The sequence below is a fragment of the Edaphobacter aggregans DSM 19364 genome, assembly GCF_000745965.1.
GTDB lineage: Bacteria > Acidobacteriota > Terriglobia > Terriglobales > Acidobacteriaceae > Edaphobacter > Edaphobacter aggregans.
Map to the genome: position 1 here is coordinate 288266 of NZ_JQKI01000001.1, position 15255 is coordinate 303520.

The 15255-nt window shown below is 62.1% G+C and carries 15 protein-coding genes; 9 read left to right on the top strand and 6 right to left on the bottom strand.

Going from position 1 to position 15255, the window contains the following annotated elements:
* The first annotated feature begins 6 nt into the window (after nt 1-6).
* Nucleotides 7-1143 (top strand): mechanosensitive ion channel family protein, encoded by a 1137-nt coding sequence (locus Q363_RS01315; RefSeq protein WP_051978190.1) that lies wholly within the window; start codon nt 7-9, stop codon nt 1141-1143.
* Nucleotides 1144-1148: 5 nt separating this feature from the next.
* Here the strand turns inward: Q363_RS01315 and Q363_RS01320 are convergent, their stop codons facing one another.
* The gene (locus Q363_RS01320) at nt 1149-2762 is read right to left on the bottom strand and encodes a TIGR03118 family protein (protein ID WP_084079817.1); all 1614 of its coding nucleotides are present in this window, start codon (nt 2760-2762) and stop codon (nt 1149-1151) included.
* A 172-nt stretch (nt 2763-2934) separates the two neighbouring features.
* Nucleotides 2935-3846, bottom strand: a complete 912-nt coding sequence (locus Q363_RS01325; RefSeq protein WP_035347222.1) for a hypothetical protein — start codon at nt 3844-3846, stop codon at nt 2935-2937.
* A gap of 127 nt (nt 3847-3973) precedes the next feature.
* Here Q363_RS01325 and Q363_RS01330 point away from each other — a divergent pair, with 127 nt between their 5' ends.
* Nucleotides 3974-4882: a D-hexose-6-phosphate mutarotase gene (locus tag Q363_RS01330; RefSeq protein WP_035347223.1), complete on the top strand. Its 909-nt coding sequence runs from the start codon at nt 3974-3976 to the stop codon at nt 4880-4882.
* Nucleotides 4883-4956: 74 nt separating this feature from the next.
* Here Q363_RS01330 and Q363_RS01335 read toward each other — a convergent pair whose 3' ends face one another.
* A complete protein-coding gene (locus Q363_RS01335) occupies nt 4957-6996 on the bottom strand; it encodes a S9 family peptidase (protein ID WP_035347224.1) in 2040 nt (679 codons plus the stop codon).
* Nucleotides 6997-7135: 139 nt separating this feature from the next.
* Between Q363_RS01335 and Q363_RS01340 the strand changes: the two genes are divergently transcribed.
* On the top strand, nt 7136-7762 hold the full coding sequence (locus Q363_RS01340) for a Maf family protein (RefSeq protein ID WP_211256097.1): 627 nt from the start codon (nt 7136-7138) through the stop codon (nt 7760-7762).
* Between the two features lie 103 nt (nt 7763-7865).
* On the opposite strand, the gene Q363_RS01345 is transcribed toward Q363_RS01340, so the two are convergent.
* The 3 genes from Q363_RS01345 to Q363_RS01355 all read right to left on the bottom strand — a co-directional run bounded on the left by Q363_RS01345 (nt 7866) and on the right by Q363_RS01355 (nt 10472).
* A complete protein-coding gene (locus tag Q363_RS01345) occupies nt 7866-9185 on the bottom strand; it encodes an alpha/beta hydrolase family protein (protein ID WP_035347225.1) in 1320 nt (439 codons plus the stop codon).
* Nucleotides 9186-9236: 51 nt separating this feature from the next.
* Nucleotides 9237-9503 carry a hypothetical protein gene (locus Q363_RS01350; RefSeq protein ID WP_035347227.1) on the bottom strand — a complete coding sequence of 89 codons (267 nt, stop codon included), beginning with the start codon at nt 9501-9503 and terminating at the stop codon, nt 9237-9239.
* A gap of 297 nt (nt 9504-9800) precedes the next feature.
* Nucleotides 9801-10472 (bottom strand): helix-turn-helix domain-containing protein, encoded by a 672-nt coding sequence (locus Q363_RS01355; protein WP_157466456.1) that lies wholly within the window; start codon nt 10470-10472, stop codon nt 9801-9803.
* Between the two features lie 877 nt (nt 10473-11349).
* On the opposite strand from Q363_RS01355, the gene Q363_RS39975 reads away from it, so the two are divergent.
* The 6 genes from Q363_RS39975 (at nt 11350) to Q363_RS01385 (ending at nt 15234) form a co-directional block, all read left to right on the top strand.
* On the top strand, nt 11350-11490 hold the full coding sequence (locus Q363_RS39975; protein WP_157466458.1) for a hypothetical protein: 141 nt from the start codon (nt 11350-11352) through the stop codon (nt 11488-11490).
* A gap of 165 nt (nt 11491-11655) precedes the next feature.
* Entirely contained in the window at nt 11656-12627 is a 972-nt protein-coding gene (locus tag Q363_RS01365) for a hypothetical protein (protein ID WP_035347232.1), read from the top strand.
* A 223-nt stretch (nt 12628-12850) separates the two neighbouring features.
* The gene (locus tag Q363_RS01370; RefSeq protein WP_035347233.1) at nt 12851-13339 is read left to right on the top strand and encodes a hypothetical protein; all 489 of its coding nucleotides are present in this window, start codon (nt 12851-12853) and stop codon (nt 13337-13339) included.
* A gap of 5 nt (nt 13340-13344) precedes the next feature.
* On the top strand, nt 13345-13776 hold the full coding sequence (locus Q363_RS01375) for a hypothetical protein (protein ID WP_157466459.1): 432 nt from the start codon (nt 13345-13347) through the stop codon (nt 13774-13776).
* Nucleotides 13777-13819: 43 nt separating this feature from the next.
* Nucleotides 13820-14317, top strand: a complete 498-nt coding sequence (locus tag Q363_RS01380; protein WP_035347236.1) for a hypothetical protein — start codon at nt 13820-13822, stop codon at nt 14315-14317.
* On the top strand, nt 14314-15234 hold the full coding sequence (locus tag Q363_RS01385) for a hypothetical protein (RefSeq protein ID WP_245631974.1): 921 nt from the start codon (nt 14314-14316) through the stop codon (nt 15232-15234). The genes Q363_RS01380 and Q363_RS01385 overlap by 4 nt, the downstream gene beginning before the upstream one ends.
* Nucleotides 15235-15255 lie beyond the last annotated feature (21 nt).

Sequence of the window (15255 nt, forward strand, 5' to 3'; positions counted from 1 at the left end):
CCAACTATGACGATCGCTGCCGCAGCCCTTCCGAACTTTACGCGCCACCCGTGGTTCTCTGCCGTCTTCGTGTTCTGCGGCATTATCGTGCTGGCCAGCGTCGTCCACTACATCCTCTTCCGCGTGCTTAAAAAGAGGGAGCAGGAGAGGTCAGGATTAAGAACTGGCTGGGGAATCAATCGCTTCCTCAGCCATCCCGCGCGCGCCATCTTCTTCCTCACCTGCGGCACTATCGCCCTTCCTCTCATCCCGGACATTCCGGAGCATCTCTACGCCATCATCCGCCAGGGCCTTGTGATGGCAATCGTCGTCTCGCTCGGATGGTTCGCCATCGGCTGCGTTTATGTCGTCCAGGAGTACATGCTGCGCAAGTACGACCTGAAGGTCGAGAACAACATCCGCGCGCGCCGCGTTCACACGCAGTTCCAGCTCTTCCGCCGCATCCTGATCAGCTTCATCGTCGTCATCACCATCGGTGCTCTGCTGTGGACCTTCAACGATCCGCGGATCTGGCACTACGGCTCCGGCCTGCTCGCCTCGGCCGGAATCGCCTCACTGATCCTCGCCACCGCAGCGAAGTCCACCGCCTCCAACTTTCTCGCCGGCCTGCAGATCGCCTTCACCGAGCCCATTCGCATCGACGACGTCGTCGTCATCCAGGGCGAGTGGGGACGCGTCGAGGAGATCAACTCCGCCTACGTCGTCGTGCGTATCTGGGACCTCCGCCGCCTCATCGTCCCTTTGAGCTTCTTCATCGAAAACTCCTTCCAGAACTGGACGCGTCAGGCGGCCGACATCCTGGGAACCTCGTTCCTCTACGTCGATTACACGGTGCCGGTCGAAGACCTGCGCCAGCAGCTCCGCCGCATCTGCGAGTCCTCGCCTCTGTGGGACGGGAAGGTCTGCGGGCTGCAGGTCACCAACCTCTCCGAGCGCACGATGGAGCTGCGCTGCCTGATGAGCTCGCGCAACTCCAGTGAGAACTTCGACCTGCGCTGCCTCGTGCGCGAGCAGATGATCGACTACATCCGGCAGAACTATCCCAACGCCTTCCCCACCACGCGCTTCGCCGCAACCAGCGAGATCGCCGTCAGCACGCAGGGCTCCCAGCCCGAAACCTTCCTGTCCTCAGGCAGGAACTAGCAGCCTTACTGCACAGTCAGCGCGAACGAGCTTGTCTGCGTGATCGATCCCGAGGTTGCGGTGATCGAGACCGTTGACTGGCCCGCCGGGGTCGTCGGAGGCAGCGGCGTTGACTTCGAGTCATCTCCACACCCCGAGATGAATCCCCCCGCCGCCGCACAGACAAGCACCGCGCACAGTAGGTGCGGCCATGCGCGTCTACGCCGCATCCTCATGAGCGATGCGAACGGCAGAAGCAGCGCAGAGGCAACCCCCGCAAAGAGCATGTTCTGCCGCCGGGCGGGCCGCAGATTCGCCGCCCCTGTCGATGTCTGGATCGTCACGGTTCCCGTCGCCACGGCGTTTGCCGTCACGTTCAACGACGCCGGGGAAAAGCTGCACGAAGCCCCCGCAGGCAGGCCGTTGCACGCCAGCGAGACTGAGCCGCTAAAGCCGTTGGCCGGAGCTACGCTCACCGTCGCCGTGGTGGAGCTGCCCGCCGGAATCGTCGCAGCGCCTGCCGACGTGCTGAACCCAAACGTCGCGGTGCTGCCCGGCGTTGTGCTGTTTGTGATTCCAGCGAACAGGCCATGCGCCTCGTTGGCGAGCCCTGCCGTGAAGTACACCGTGCTCGTATCGCCGCCGCTCACCGCCGTCGTGCCCGTCACCGCCGTACCACCCGGCAGTAGCTCCCAAAGGCTGTCGTAGGTCAATGGCTTGCCGGTCGAATCCATCAGCTGGCCCAGGTACGCGAACGTCTTCGGATCGTAGACGTTAATCTTGCCGTCGCCACGGTTCCCGATCAGCAGATCATTGCTGAAGATGCCGAAGTTGGCAGGTGCAATGGCGACTCCCCACGGCGCATTGAGATTGCCAAAGGTAACCACGCGAGCCACAAAGTTCCCCGACGTATCGAAGACATTCACAATGCCGTTGCCGGAACCGAGGACCTCCTCGAAGTCCGGAGTGCGCAGCGCATACGCGACAAACACCTGCGTCCCAAGCACATGCACGGACCACGGCGCGTAGCCCGGTGGGAGAGTCGTATCGGTGAACGTCCCCGCGAGCTTCGTCGGCTTGAAGTTGCTGTCGTAGACCTCGATTGCATTGCCCGCACCGAAGTTCGCGGCAAGGATATAGCTCTGGGTCGTAACCCCACCGGAGGCGATGTTCAGAATCGCCATGCCCGGGTAGACCGCACCCGCCGAACTGTTGTTGATTGCGATCTGTGAGACAGCGAGGTTCATTCCAAGCCTGTTGTTCCAGCCCGAGATCGTGCCATCAAGGGTCGAGAAGAGGAACGAAGCCTTCACGCCGTTCGGAAGAAGCATCCCAACCGTCCCCGCCGTTGTCACCGAACCTGCGGGCTCGCCCGTCGAGCCGGCCGCCCCGGACGCGGACGGGACGATCACCTTGAACGGAACCGCTCCCGAGGACTGGACCACGTAGTTGTAGCCAGTGTTCGCGGCACTGATCCACCACGTAGGGCTCGTGGAGATCGCCCACGGATTAAGAAAGTTTGCATCGATCGTCGCCGCCGGGACCGAACCGTCGGAGATGATGTTCGTCACCTTGTAGGACTGGGCCGCCGCCTGCAGACCCAGCACCGAAGCCAAAACCACAAGAATCGCGTTTCGCATGACGCTCACTCACTCTCTTCTGCGACGTGCCGCAGCAGCGCACCCGCAAATAGAACCCTGATCAATACAAATGATTAATCGGAATCCTAGTGGGTCGGCACACAACGTATGTCTGGTTCTTGTCAGTTAATTGTTATTCCTTGGTTATTTCGGAAGCTGCGCTCGCCTGGCGTCAGCCCGTAACCGTGTACAGCGGAGCGAACTCCGGCACGCCCGCCATCCTTCCCGCCATCCACCGCAGCACGTAGACTTCGACGGGATCGGTCAGGGCGTGCGTCAGTCCGTTCGGAAACACCTCAAGTATCGCGTGCGCCAGCGGGTCGCGGTAGTAATCAACGTCCGTCTCCAGCATCACGCAGTCCACGCCGCCGATCTTCTGCTTTTCGTTCTCGTGGAACGTCAGCTGCACATTCGCCTCGCCAAACTTCGCCTCCTTCCACGAGTACGTTGCCCCCGGATGCAGCAGCCCCGGAGCAGGCTCCTCGGAGAACTGACCCACGCTCGCCCCTTCGCGCACCTGATCGATCAGCGTCGCATCGCACCACGAGAAGAACCTGTCCTGCGCCGGACGGAAGTCCCCATCCCAACGCATCTGCCTGATGTGAGTCAGCGGAGTTCCCTCCGCGAGCGGAATAGTGCTCATCGCCTCCGCAAGATTCAGAAAGCATGCCAGCGCCCGCTCCGAGCGGTCCAGCAGATCGTCGTACCTCGCCTCCCCTGCTGCATTGTCCACGTCGCTGCCCAGAAAGGGATACTTCGCCTGCGCCTCGGGCCACCGCGCACTCACAAAGCTGAACCCAGGCGTCTTCGACACCAGCATCACATCCAGCGTCTTCACATATGCGTTCGAGAGCTTCACCGGATAAAACCCGGCTTGCTTATAACCCTTCGCCGAGACCAGCACGCTGTAGCTGTCGCCCTGGTTGTCGAAGAACGGAAGGTCGGGAAACAGCAGGTCGTTTGACGCGTAATCGTGCCAACGCTGCTGCTTCTGATTCCCATCCACAATCCGCACCAGGAAACTTGCGGGAAGAAGAAATAACTGGCGGCTGCCATCAAAGATGCGCAGATGAAGCTGGCTCATACGCGATACCTCGCTTGCATCAATCTTGAATTTTGAACTGGGGCCTCAGACCTTTACCGAGACCGGAAGTATCTCATAACGCCGCGCATGTCGCAGACCGCTCATAAACGCTACACTTTATTTCGACATGGACCTCACACAACTCAACGAGCACTTCGGCATCCCCAACGCCCTTCGCTTCGACGAACACAACGGGCTCGCCCGCGCCGTCGTCACCACACCGCACGCCAGCGCCACTATCTACCTGCAGGGAGCGCACCTCACGTACTGGCAGCCGGCAGGCGAGCAGCCTGTTCTCTTCCTCAGCCGGAAGAGCGACTTCGCGCCCCGCAAGCCCATTCGCGGCGGAGTTCCCATCGCCTTCCCCTGGTTCGCCGTCGACTCCAAGGCCGATCGCTACCAGGGAAAGCCCGGCCCCTCGCACGGCTTCGCGCGCATTCAGGACTGGACCCCATCCTTCGCCGCGCTCGCCGGCGACGATCTCCATCTCACCTTCACGCTCGCTCCCTCCGAACTAAGCCGCGAGATGGGATTCGACCGCTTCCGCCTCGCCTTCGAGCTCGTCATCGGCCGCACGCTGACGATGAAGCTGGCTGTCGCCAACGACGCCGCAACGCCGCTCGTCTTTGAAGAGGCGCTCCATACCTACTTCGCCGTCGTCGACGTTCACGAGACCACCGTCACCGGACTCGAGCCGACCAGCTACATCGACAAGACCGACAACTTCAAGGTGAAGCCCGGCGCGCACGCTCCGCTCGTCTTCACCGCCTTCACCGATCGCGTCTACCCGAACACCACGGCGACCTGCGTGATCCACGACGCTCCCGGCCGGCGCACCATCACGGTCGAGAAGCAGAACTCCAACACCACCGTCGTCTTCAACCCCTGGAAGGAGATGCCCGACATGGGTCCCGACGAGTGGCACGAGATGGTCTGCGTCGAGACGGTGAACGCCGGCCCGAACACCGTCACGCTCGCACCCGGGGCCAGCCACGTCATGCAGGCTCATGTGACCGTCGCCAAGGCGAAAGAGTAAGCTCCCCGGGCGGCAAAAACGAAGAACGCAGCGAGAACCTGCGATCCTCGCACCTGTTGCCGCGCGCCATCGCGCTACTTGATCGCCTCGGCCGGCGAACCCTTCAGCGTCACATCGCCGTTCACCGTCTTCGGATCCACGATCAGAACCTTTAACCGCTCCGCAACATCCGCCGGAACGTCCTGCTGGTAGCGTCCGCTGAGATATTTCGCGAAAAACGCCTCCATCGTCGTCACCATGGCAAGGTTGTTGATGGGACGCGCAAACCCGTGTCCCTCGTCCGGCGCAACCAGGTACTCCACCGGCTTGCCGTTGTCTCGGACCGCCGCCACAATCTGGTTGCTCTCGCGGATGTTCACCCGCGGATCGTTCTTGCCCTGCACCACGACCAGCGGTGTCACAATCGCCTTCGCCTTCGTCAGCGGAGACTCTGCTATCAGCAACTCCTTGCCCGCCGGAGTATTCGGGTCGGCCATGCGTGTGTACATCTGCTTGCGTTGCGCCTCCCAGTACGGCGGAATCGCATCCAGCAGCGTGATCAGGTTCGAAGGCGCGACGATCGCGAAGGCCGCCGCATACAGGTCCGGCGTAAACGCCACGCCCGCCAACGTCGCATAGCCGCCGTACGATCCGCCCGCGATTCCAACGCGCTTGGGATCGGCGGTGCCATCCGCGACCAGCGCCTTGACGCCCCAGGTCAGGTCGTCCTGCATCTTGCGGCCCCACTCGCCATTGCCTGCGTTGAGAAACTTCTTCCCGTAGCCCGTCGACGCGCGGAAGTTTGGCTGCAGCACCGCATATCCACGATTGGCAAGATACTGCGCGAAGGTGTCGTAGCGGAACGAGTCGCGGCCCCACGGTCCGCCGTGAGGAAAGACAATCAGGGGAAGGTTCTTCGTCGGCAGCCCCTTCGGCAGCGTCAGGTATGCTGGAATGTCCAGCCCGTCCGAGGATTTGTAGTGATACGGCTTCATCTCCGAAAGCGCATTACGGGGAATCTCCTCGCGGATGCGGAACTGCAGCGCCAGTGTCTTTGCCTTGCGATCCCACATGTAGGTCTCGCCCGGCTCACGATCGTTGTAGGCGTTCAGAATCCAGGTGTTCTCATCGTCCGAGGGCGAGCCCAGCGCGATCTCCTTGCCCGGCAGTTTCGACTGCAGCCAGTGGTACTCCTTCTCGAACTCCTTGTCGTGGAAGTACAGCCGCGCACGGTCATCCTCGTAGAGGGTGAACAGAATCCGGTGATCCAGTCGCGACGTCACCAGGCCCTGCAGATCGACGCGGCCTTCCGGATCGCTTTCCACCTTCGTCGTCGCTCCACTTGCCGGATCGATCGTCTGCAGCTCGATAAAGTTCAGCGCGCCCTTATTCGTGATCAGGTAGGCCAGCTTGTTGTCCGGCGTGAACGCCACAGCGAAGCATTGCTCCAGCACATTGCAGCTGTAGATCTGCTTGAAGCCATCGGTGGCCACGCTGAGGATCTCCGTGTCACCGGCTTGGTTGGTCCGCGCCGCCAGCCGAAGATCGCCGTTGTTGTCGAAGTCCCAGCCCGAGATGCGCTCCGTGTTCTGGCGCACCAGCTTCTTCTCGCCGGTCGAGAGATGCAGCTCATACAGATCGTGCCAGCGCTTGTCCCGGTCGTTCAGCCCGATGTACAGGAGGTCAGGTTTTGCCTTGGGAGCCGCGTAGATTATCGTGCGTATGCCCTTGAGGTCCGTGAGCGCGCGCGTTACCGGAAGCCCGGTCTTCTCGTCCGCAGGTGCAGTAGGATCGATTGCATACACATTGAAGTTCTCGTCGCCCGCGTTGTCCTGCGAGTAGAGAACGTACTTCGAGTTGCGCGACCAGAAGTAGCCGCCCACCGGCCTGGTCTTCTCTCCGCTCAGCGGCCGCGCCTTGTCGAAAGGCTCGCCGGCCTTCTTCACCCAGATGTTGCGTACTCCCTTGTACGGCTTCAGGAACGAGATCCACTGCCCGTCGGGCGAGATCTGCGCTCCCGCAATCTGAACCTCGCCAAAGAAGAGCTGTCGGTCGATAAGCGGCGGCTGTTGCGCATAGACAATCGAGGACATAAGGACGATACTAGCGGCTGCACCAACAATCAGCTTCTTCACGGTACGCTCCGGGGATGAACTAGCAGCGAAACTGAAGGTACTCTAGAAACATGCAGACGCATGCAGAATTTTGTGACAAAGCTGCCGGCACACGCACCATCTTGCCGGCGGAATCCCTCACCCGATACCCTCAACTCACATGCTGATTCTCGCCTCATCCTCTCCACGCCGCCGCCAGCTGCTCGAGCAGGCAGGACTCGACTTTACGGTCGAGGCCGCCGAGATCGACGAGCAGCCCCAGCCCGGCGAGACCCCCGCCAAATACGTCCAGCGGCTCGCAGTCGAAAAGGCGCAGGCCGTCTGGGAGCGTCATCGCAGCAACGACGACGGCGCGAGCGACCCGATCCTCGTGCTCGGAGCCGACACCGCTGTCGTCCTCGACGGCAACATGCTCGGCAAGCCCGCCGATCGGGCCGATGCGCGCCGCATGCTCGAGCAGCTCTCCGGCCGCACCCACCAGGTGCTCACCGGAATCGCCGCCGTCTCCGCGCGCGGAATGGTCAGCGAGGTCGAGATCACGCAGGTCTTCTTCGACCTCATCGACGAGGAGGAGCTGGTCCACTACCTGATGAGCGGCGAGCCGATGGACAAGGCCGGTGCCTACGGGATTCAGGGCTACGCCGCCCGCTGGATTCCCCGCATCGAAGGCTGCTACTTCAACGTGATGGGACTGCCACTGTCGCGCACCATGGCCCTGCTCGCCCGAGCCCAGGAGGGCACCAACGAGGCCGTGCCGCCGCCCTCGCGCCTCACGCACCTCACGTAGCCGCGCCGAAATCAAAGTGGCATCGTGACTGTCATCCCATCATCGACGTGTCATCCTGAGCGAACCCACAATCGACGTGTCATCCTGAGCGAAGTGGCTCGCGCTAGCGAGCCACGGAGTCGAAGGACCTGCGGTTTGCATTGCCCATTGCGACTCCCTCCTCAGCCAGCCGCTTGAACGCCTGATACACGAACGACCCCAGGAACCAGCCATCCATGTACTGGTACGGAGTCTCGCCCGTCGTGTAGTGCCCGCACGGCAGCACCTTCGAGACATAGTCGACCCCCACGCGATCGAAGTTCGCAAGCACATCCAGCGAGAACTTGCGGATGAACGTCAGGTCGTACGTCGCATGCACCACCAGCACGCGCTTCGGATGCGCCGCAAAGCGCTCCATGTACGACATCGGACTGATCGACGTAAAGATCTTCCTCACGTCGGCCTGCGACAACCCTTCCCGCTCAAAGGACGCGCGAATATGCCGCGTGCTCTGCCCCGTCCAAACCACATCGCCGAACCACGTCGAAGCATGGTTGAACGCGCACACACGAATCCGCGGATCGAAGGCCGCCGCGATAAACGCATACAGGCTCCCCAGGCTCGTCCCCAGCACGCCGAACTGCTCGTAGCCCTGCGCGGCCAACCAGTCGATGCAGCTGCGAATATCCACCACCGCCTGCTGGCAAGCCGCGATCGTCCGTCCAATATTCGAGCTCACCGCATAGTCCGACCGCTCCAGCTCCGCAGGTCGCCGTATGTCGTGATAAGGCTTCGACAGCCGCAGCGCCGATACGCCAAACCGGTTGAACAGCGTGCAAAGCGCGTTGTGGCTGAACGCATCCGCATTCCACTGCGGCATCACGATCATCGCCTGCTTCGGCTTACCCGCCCGCCTGGCCGCCTTTGCCTTTCCTGTTGAATGCTCCGCCGGATACCACCGCGCATTCACGACATCGTTCTCCGGATACCGCGTCCGCACCGGCGAGGTAAACCGCAGAAACTCCGCCGTCGAAGCCTCGCCCACCTCGGCCTGCCGCCGAAACTCCGCATCCTGCGCCAGAGTCTCCGGCCTCACATTCGTAGGAAACAGCAGCGGATGCCGATGCTCCAAGCGAAAATCCGAAGGCGTCTCATACCCAAAAAACTCATCCGCCCGCGCCACAATCGACTCATTCAACGCAACCATGCGCACGAAGCCATCGCCACGCTCAACGTTTCCCTCGCGATCCGTGTCATCCTGAGCGAAGCCCCACAGGGGCGAAGTCGAAGGATCTGCGGTTTCATGACGCAACCCAGCCCCAGGAAGGAACTCGCCAAGCCAATCCTCACCCCACTCCAGGGACCGCACAACGCGATTCGTATCGCGAGTGGTCAACGCCGTCTCCCAGGCGTACATCCACTTCGCATAAAGCTTTCCGAGCATCCTTCAAGTTTACCAAGCTGTCAGCGAGAAGCCTTTTGGTGTGATTCGCCGCTAGCGGTCAGTTGAAATCTTGCTCAGGTTCAATCTGCATTGCCGCGCTTTCTCGAAGGCCCATGATCCGGACGAGACAAACACCGCAACGCATACGGCAAAGGCCGCAGAATATTCGACCCTAATCTTTAGGTTGCCCGCAGGCGTGAGTCTATGATCGTCGGGAACCAGAAACCAAGTGCTTATGATCGCCAGTGCTGCCCACAATGCCAACACGATAGCGAACCATCCCACGACCGTGAGCACAATCTCCCTGACCTTCATCATGGCCGCTCCGTTTCGACGAGAGACGGCTGAACCGGCCGAAATGGGTCGCCCTTACGCCAATGCCAGGCTCGCCCGTTAATCCAATAGAGCGATGGAATCACTGTTCCCGCAGGACCCAGTAGACAAAGAAAAAGGCCAAACACCGCCGGAGTCGATGGACAGGAGCCCATGGGGTTACGTGCGGCCACCCAACATCCGACTAAGAAGACCGCAAGAAAACCCAGCGACCATTTGAGCGGCGTATACATGACTGTCCCGCATCGTCTCATGCCCCTATGTGACCGACAAGGTGCATCCTCAAACCTCCGCCACCACCAAACAAACCCGCCCCACAATGTAATCCGACGGAGACTCCCCCTCCCGCAGCCCAATCAGCTGCACCGGAAACTCCCGCAGAAACGGCCGCAGAATCAGGTGCCGGTCGTCGAAGTCCACATACCGCAACATCAGCATCGACCCCGACCGCACCGCATAGATATTCGGCTGATTCGCCCGATACGGCGCCAGCGAGTTGTAGTGCCGGTCAATGACAGCCAGCGCCCCCACCGCCAGCACCGGAGCCATCGCCGACGCCTGTTGCGCATCCACCCGCACCGCCACAAACCTCTCCCACTGCGTCCGCCGCGGAGCAGGCTTCGCGCGATTCTCCCTGAGCCGCGCCCCGACCACCGGCAGCGTCTCGATCACCGCCGCGCCCGCGATCTTCGCGTCGTCGATCGCCGCCGACGGCGACACAATCGGCACCGCTTCAACGGGATCAATTGCCTCCTCTTCCGAAGCCGCACCAGCCGCCAGGTCCACCGGCAGAATCTGCTCCACCGTCAGCCCCTGAGCCTCCATCACGCGGTCCAGTCCCTCGAGCGACAGCGCCCGCTTCCGGTTCAGGAAGTTCGAGATATGCGCCTGTTGAAACCCCGCCTTCTGGGCCAGCCGACTGCCGGTTACTACGCCGCGATCGATACGGCGCACGAGCTCCTGCCGCAACAGTTCATGAAGATCCTGAAAGTTCAGTTGCGCTAACCCTCTCTTTTGTAAGGATGTAAGGAAATAGGAAATATCATTATGCAAGACGAATAGTAGGCGAATATGTATCTATGTGCAATAGATTATGATGCAGGAATCCCTACAAAATATGGCTTTATCCCAACATGAAACCTGAGGAAATCTTCCCTGTTGACAGGGAATTTGTCTAAAGCTATAACCACTGGACTTCCTCCAGTTTCTTCAACGGAGACAAAATCCGTCGGCCCGCCGGCCAAACCCCGGCGCGCCCTCGGGCTCCCGGTCTCCGCCATAAACGGCCGGAGGGTGCAGCGACTTTATCCCAATGGGTCTCGCCATATCGTATTGAACCGCAACTGTGTGCCGACGATTCGCCGCTCGACCAGAAAGCAGGCGTCGAAGCACCCCCAACCACCTCAGGCGAGCCACTCCGATCGCTGACAACCAAGGCTCGCCAGGGAGAACACGGGCTGAGATGAACAACATGATGCATTTGCGAATGGATCTGAAAGTATGTGAAGGCTGCGGCTCCCTCTGGCTCCGCAGCGCAACCAGCAATGGAGTCTACTGCCGTTCCTGCGCTCTCCGCCTCTCGGAGTTTCCCGCTCCCCGAGGCAAAAGCCGTGCCGGCCGCAAACCCGGTCTCGCACGCCTCAACCGCTGCAATCAAACCCAGGCTCCCGCAGGAGGTGCGCGATGAGTGCAGCCGCCGTCGTCGTCCTTCCCGCCGTCTGGGCCGTTGCCGCACGCAAGCCCGCCGCACCCAAAAAGAAGATCGCCGAGCTAATGGCGGCGTCCGACAAAACTGTGCCCCCAACAGTTACGCAAGACTCTGCCCGCAGGCATGGCCACCATGCTCGCCAAGCAGGGCGTCACGGTCGACTCCGTCGAAGCAGGCGCGCTCGACGCCGCAATGAGCAGCCTGAGCCTCGAGCAGCGCATCGCCGTCAAGGCACAGCTCATGCGCTCCGGCCTGCTGCGCTAGCTCTTAGTGCACGCCCCCTCAAGGCCGTCATTCCGAGCAACGCGAGGAACCCCCGTATTTTGACGCTGCTTGATCGACCATAAGCGCACGGGAGAAACCTCCAAAATTTCACCAACACAAAGGCGCGGCCACAAGCCGCGCCTTTCTTCATCGAAAGGGAGAACAATGAACCCGAAGTTTACTGAGATCCACGCCGCCGCTGACTTCCTCGGACCTGGCGCCATCGAAGTCCCCGCCTTCCAGACCGAGATCACCGATCTCGTCCAGCGCCGCGGCATCTTCGGCCGGCGCATCAAGCAGGTCCCGGCCACCGGGCACCCCTCGCGCTTCTTCGAAGAAACCACAATCCCGGCGCCTGCGGCGTCTTCAGGATTCGTAGACCCGCGCAACATCGTCGCCCCGCTCGTCACGCCCACCCGCGTCGAGCGCAGCGTTCCGTTCAAGGCCCTCGTCGCGCAGATCAACTACAACCTCTTCGACATGGAGCTCGGCCAGCAGCAGTCGCAGTTCGCCTACCTGCAGGCCAAGGACCTCGCCGACACCGTCGACGGCGTCCTGCGCACGCACGACGTCGCGCTGTGGAACGGCAACGACACCTCGCTCAGCTCGCCGACGACTGCGCAGTACTTCGGCGCAGCCGCACAGATCGCCGCCGGTGGCAACACCGTCACCATCGGCACCGTGCAGTCCATCGTCGACGGCCTCAAGTCCACCGTCGCGCAGATGCTCTCGAACACCTCCTTCGGTGTGCGTCCGACGGCCATCTACGCCAACCCCGTGCTGCTCGACCTGATCGATCGCGAGGCCAAGCAGGAATTCAACGCCATCCTCAACACCAAGGAGCTCGCCGCTGGCCTCACCGTCAAGACGCTCTCCACGCAGGCCGGCGAGCTCCCGCTCATCCCCGAGTGGACGCTCAGCTACACCGGAACGCCCGGCTCCGGCTCCGCTGTGCTGCCCGCCTACATCGTCACCGAGGACATGATCAAGTACCACTGGCTCTCCGATCCGAACCCGCGCATCTTCCAGCTCGGCGTCCCCGGCTCGCTCGCCTCGCAGTACGTCGTCGTGAAGTTCGGCGGACTCGTCGTGAAGGGCGCCAACTACGCGCACTACCAGGTGCTCGTAGACCGCTAAAGACAGGCTGTTCTGCACGAACGGGTGCCCCATTCATGACGCAGTCTCATCGCGTCATGAGTGGGACATTCGAGCGAAGCTCGAACCGTCTTGCTTAAGGGCACGGCTTGAGCCGTGCCGCAATAGCCGCAGTAAAAGGGGCTTTAGCCCCTGAGGTACAAACAGCCGCGCGGGAGCCAACCCGCCGCGCGCGGCAAAAACCTTCCAGGAGGGGTGATCCCCAGTGACCTATCTATCGCCAAACGAATACGTCCAGTACGGTCTCAGCACCGATGCCGCTGATGACTGGATCGCGATGGCCTCGAGCCTGATCGAAGTGCGCGCCCGCTACGGCCGACCCCGCCGCGGCGAGTTGAACGAACCCTTCCGTGATCACGTCGCATGGGCCTTCAGCCTGCCCGGAAGCTGGTCGACGCTCGACCCCGCCAGTGTCGATGTGAACCTCGCGACCGGCGAGCTTACCTTCCCCGCGAACCTTTTGGGGATCAACTACAACGAGGTCGAGGTGACCTATACCTCCGGTCTCTCCGCGATTCCGTCGCCGGTGAAGATTGCCTGCGCGCAGATCGTGAAGAACGCCCAGGCGACGCCCGCGCTGAACGTCAAGACCAGCCGCATCGACACCGTACAGATGGAGTACTTCTCGGGATCGCTGCTCGACCCGCAGGTGCTCGCGCTGCTTCGCCCCTACGTGGCAGAGAGGCTGGGGTGACGCCCATGGCTGATCTCTCAAGAGCCGCAGAGGCAGCGCGCCGTGCGGCCTCTGTTCTGCTGCGCGGCGCAGGCGCCCGCTCCGTGATGCTGCGGATTCCCGCACCCGCGATAGCTGGCGACGCGTCCGAGCAGCTTGGCCTCGCCGTGCCGCAGTTTCAGGACGTCGAGCTGGCGCCGGTCGTCTTTCGCGCAACATCAGCGCGAACCGCGGAGGGCAAGGCCGCACGGCGCGAACTGCTCGTCTCCGCCACCGCAATTGAAACACTCACGGGCTCGCACGACTTCGCCTCGACGGCGGCGCTGTTTGCCTCGGCCTTCGGGGTCCTCGTCGATCAGTCATTGCTCGCCATCACCTCCGCAACCGAGCTTACGGCCGGCGACGCGATCTGTGGCTACCGTCTCCAGCTGCACGAGTCCACCGCGGACACGTTGTAGAACCTGCGCTGCGGCGTTTTGTTACGGAAAGGGTTACGAATTTATGCAGCATGCAAAAGATACGTTTTACATCACGCTGCGGGACCGCATCGCCGCGCTGAATCCCGCGCGCCTCGTGGTCGTGCGGGGTGTGTTGCGGCCAGGCATCCTTGTGGAGGAGAACGAGCTGGTCTCCGCATACGACCAGCCCGACGCCTTCCGCCTCCGATGGACCGACGTCAAGATGGATGCGCAGGGCGCACTTCCCCTGGTAACGATGCGCTGCGAGATCCGCTACGCAACCGCGGGAAATGCAGGAAACGGCGGCATGGATCGTGGAAGGTTGCTTGCCGCAATGGACGCCGAGCTGGCCGCCGCGTTGAGCCAGGTTCCGCAGCGCGCCGTCAAGACAAACTACACCGCCGCCTCCGGGCCTGCGGCGATGCAGACGAATGTCTTTTGGAACGACGCAGCGTTTCAGTCCGCGCAGCCAAAGGACGAGCGGCTGGAACGGGTGGCGACGGTCGACGTCTTCTGCTACCAGGAAGCAGGTGAGCTGTGAACGGAGTGGGAGCTGTGGCGCCGGTAACGCGGCGCGTGAGGGCGTACTTCGCCCCCGTGGACCGCACGACAGAGACGCCGTGCCTCTTCGACGCGGCACAGACAGGACGCTTCGCTCTCGACGCGCCGCCTGCGCCGTGGATTGACCTCGGCTGGTGCTCAGGCTTCAAACGCAGCAGCGGCGCACCGAAGGGAAGCATGATTGCCGCGCTTCGATCCGGCGCTCCCGCGATGACCTTCGCGCAGGTGCGCACTGAAGTCGAAGCAACCGTCGAACTCGAGTTCGCAAGCTGGGGAAAGCGGCAGATGGCGCTCTCGAGCGGCTCGCAACAGATGAACCTGCTCGCGACAACGAGCGGCGCGGCGCCCAACGGCAGTGGAGGAACGTCCGCAACTGCGATTCCACTGCAACCAGCCTCGACCGCAAGCTCGCTGAACGTGGGCAGTGCTGCAACAGCATTCTTCATCGGCGATCTCGTCGGCGCCGGCGTCAGCGGAGCCTACGTTCGCTCCGCTGCGGACGTGAACAGCGACCTGAACTACATTCGGCGCGTCTCACTGAATGTGGGCCGCGTAGCAAGCATCGCCGATAACGCACTTCAGCTTGAAGCTCCATTGCTGGCCGGCGCTCCCGCGGCCGGAATGCAGGTGAGCCGCATGGTGGGGTTCGTCGATCGCGAAGGAGGAAGCTTCTTCCAGGAGTGGTCCGCGCTCTTCGTTATGGGGGGCGAGCGAGGCGACCGCGTGATCTACCACTATCCGCGCCTTCAGGCCATGCAGAGCGCGGCCGAGGCCGCGGAGACCTTGACGGCGCCGCTCACTCGCATCCGGCTCGCCGGAGCGTTTCGAGCGCTGCCTGTGCGCGATGCCAGCGATGGCGAGATGGTTCTTTGTTTCCGCAGCTATCTGCCTGCGTGAGACCTGTGCGGCGGAGACGTC

Coding starts and splice junctions, on each gene's coding strand:
- Q363_RS01325 (WP_035347222.1), bottom strand. CDS start 3,846: ATGAGCCAGCTTCATCTGCGCATCTTTGATGGCAGCCGCCAGTTATTT.
- Q363_RS01380 (WP_035347236.1), top strand. CDS start 13,820: ATGCAGCATGCAAAAGATACGTTTTACATCACGCTGCGGGACCGCATC.
- Q363_RS01345 (WP_035347225.1), bottom strand. CDS start 9,185: ATGCTCGGAAAGCTTTATGCGAAGTGGATGTACGCCTGGGAGACGGCG.
- Q363_RS01320 (WP_084079817.1), bottom strand. CDS start 2,762: ATGCGAAACGCGATTCTTGTGGTTTTGGCTTCGGTGCTGGGTCTGCAG.
- Q363_RS01365 (WP_035347232.1), top strand. CDS start 11,656: ATGAACCCGAAGTTTACTGAGATCCACGCCGCCGCTGACTTCCTCGGA.
- Q363_RS01340 (WP_211256097.1), top strand. CDS start 7,136: ATGCTGATTCTCGCCTCATCCTCTCCACGCCGCCGCCAGCTGCTCGAG.
- Q363_RS01315 (WP_051978190.1), top strand. CDS start 7: ATGACGATCGCTGCCGCAGCCCTTCCGAACTTTACGCGCCACCCGTGG.
- Q363_RS01350 (WP_035347227.1), bottom strand. CDS start 9,503: ATGATGAAGGTCAGGGAGATTGTGCTCACGGTCGTGGGATGGTTCGCT.
- Q363_RS39975 (WP_157466458.1), top strand. CDS start 11,350: ATGGCCACCATGCTCGCCAAGCAGGGCGTCACGGTCGACTCCGTCGAA.
- Q363_RS01330 (WP_035347223.1), top strand. CDS start 3,974: ATGGACCTCACACAACTCAACGAGCACTTCGGCATCCCCAACGCCCTT.
- Q363_RS01375 (WP_157466459.1), top strand. CDS start 13,345: ATGGCTGATCTCTCAAGAGCCGCAGAGGCAGCGCGCCGTGCGGCCTCT.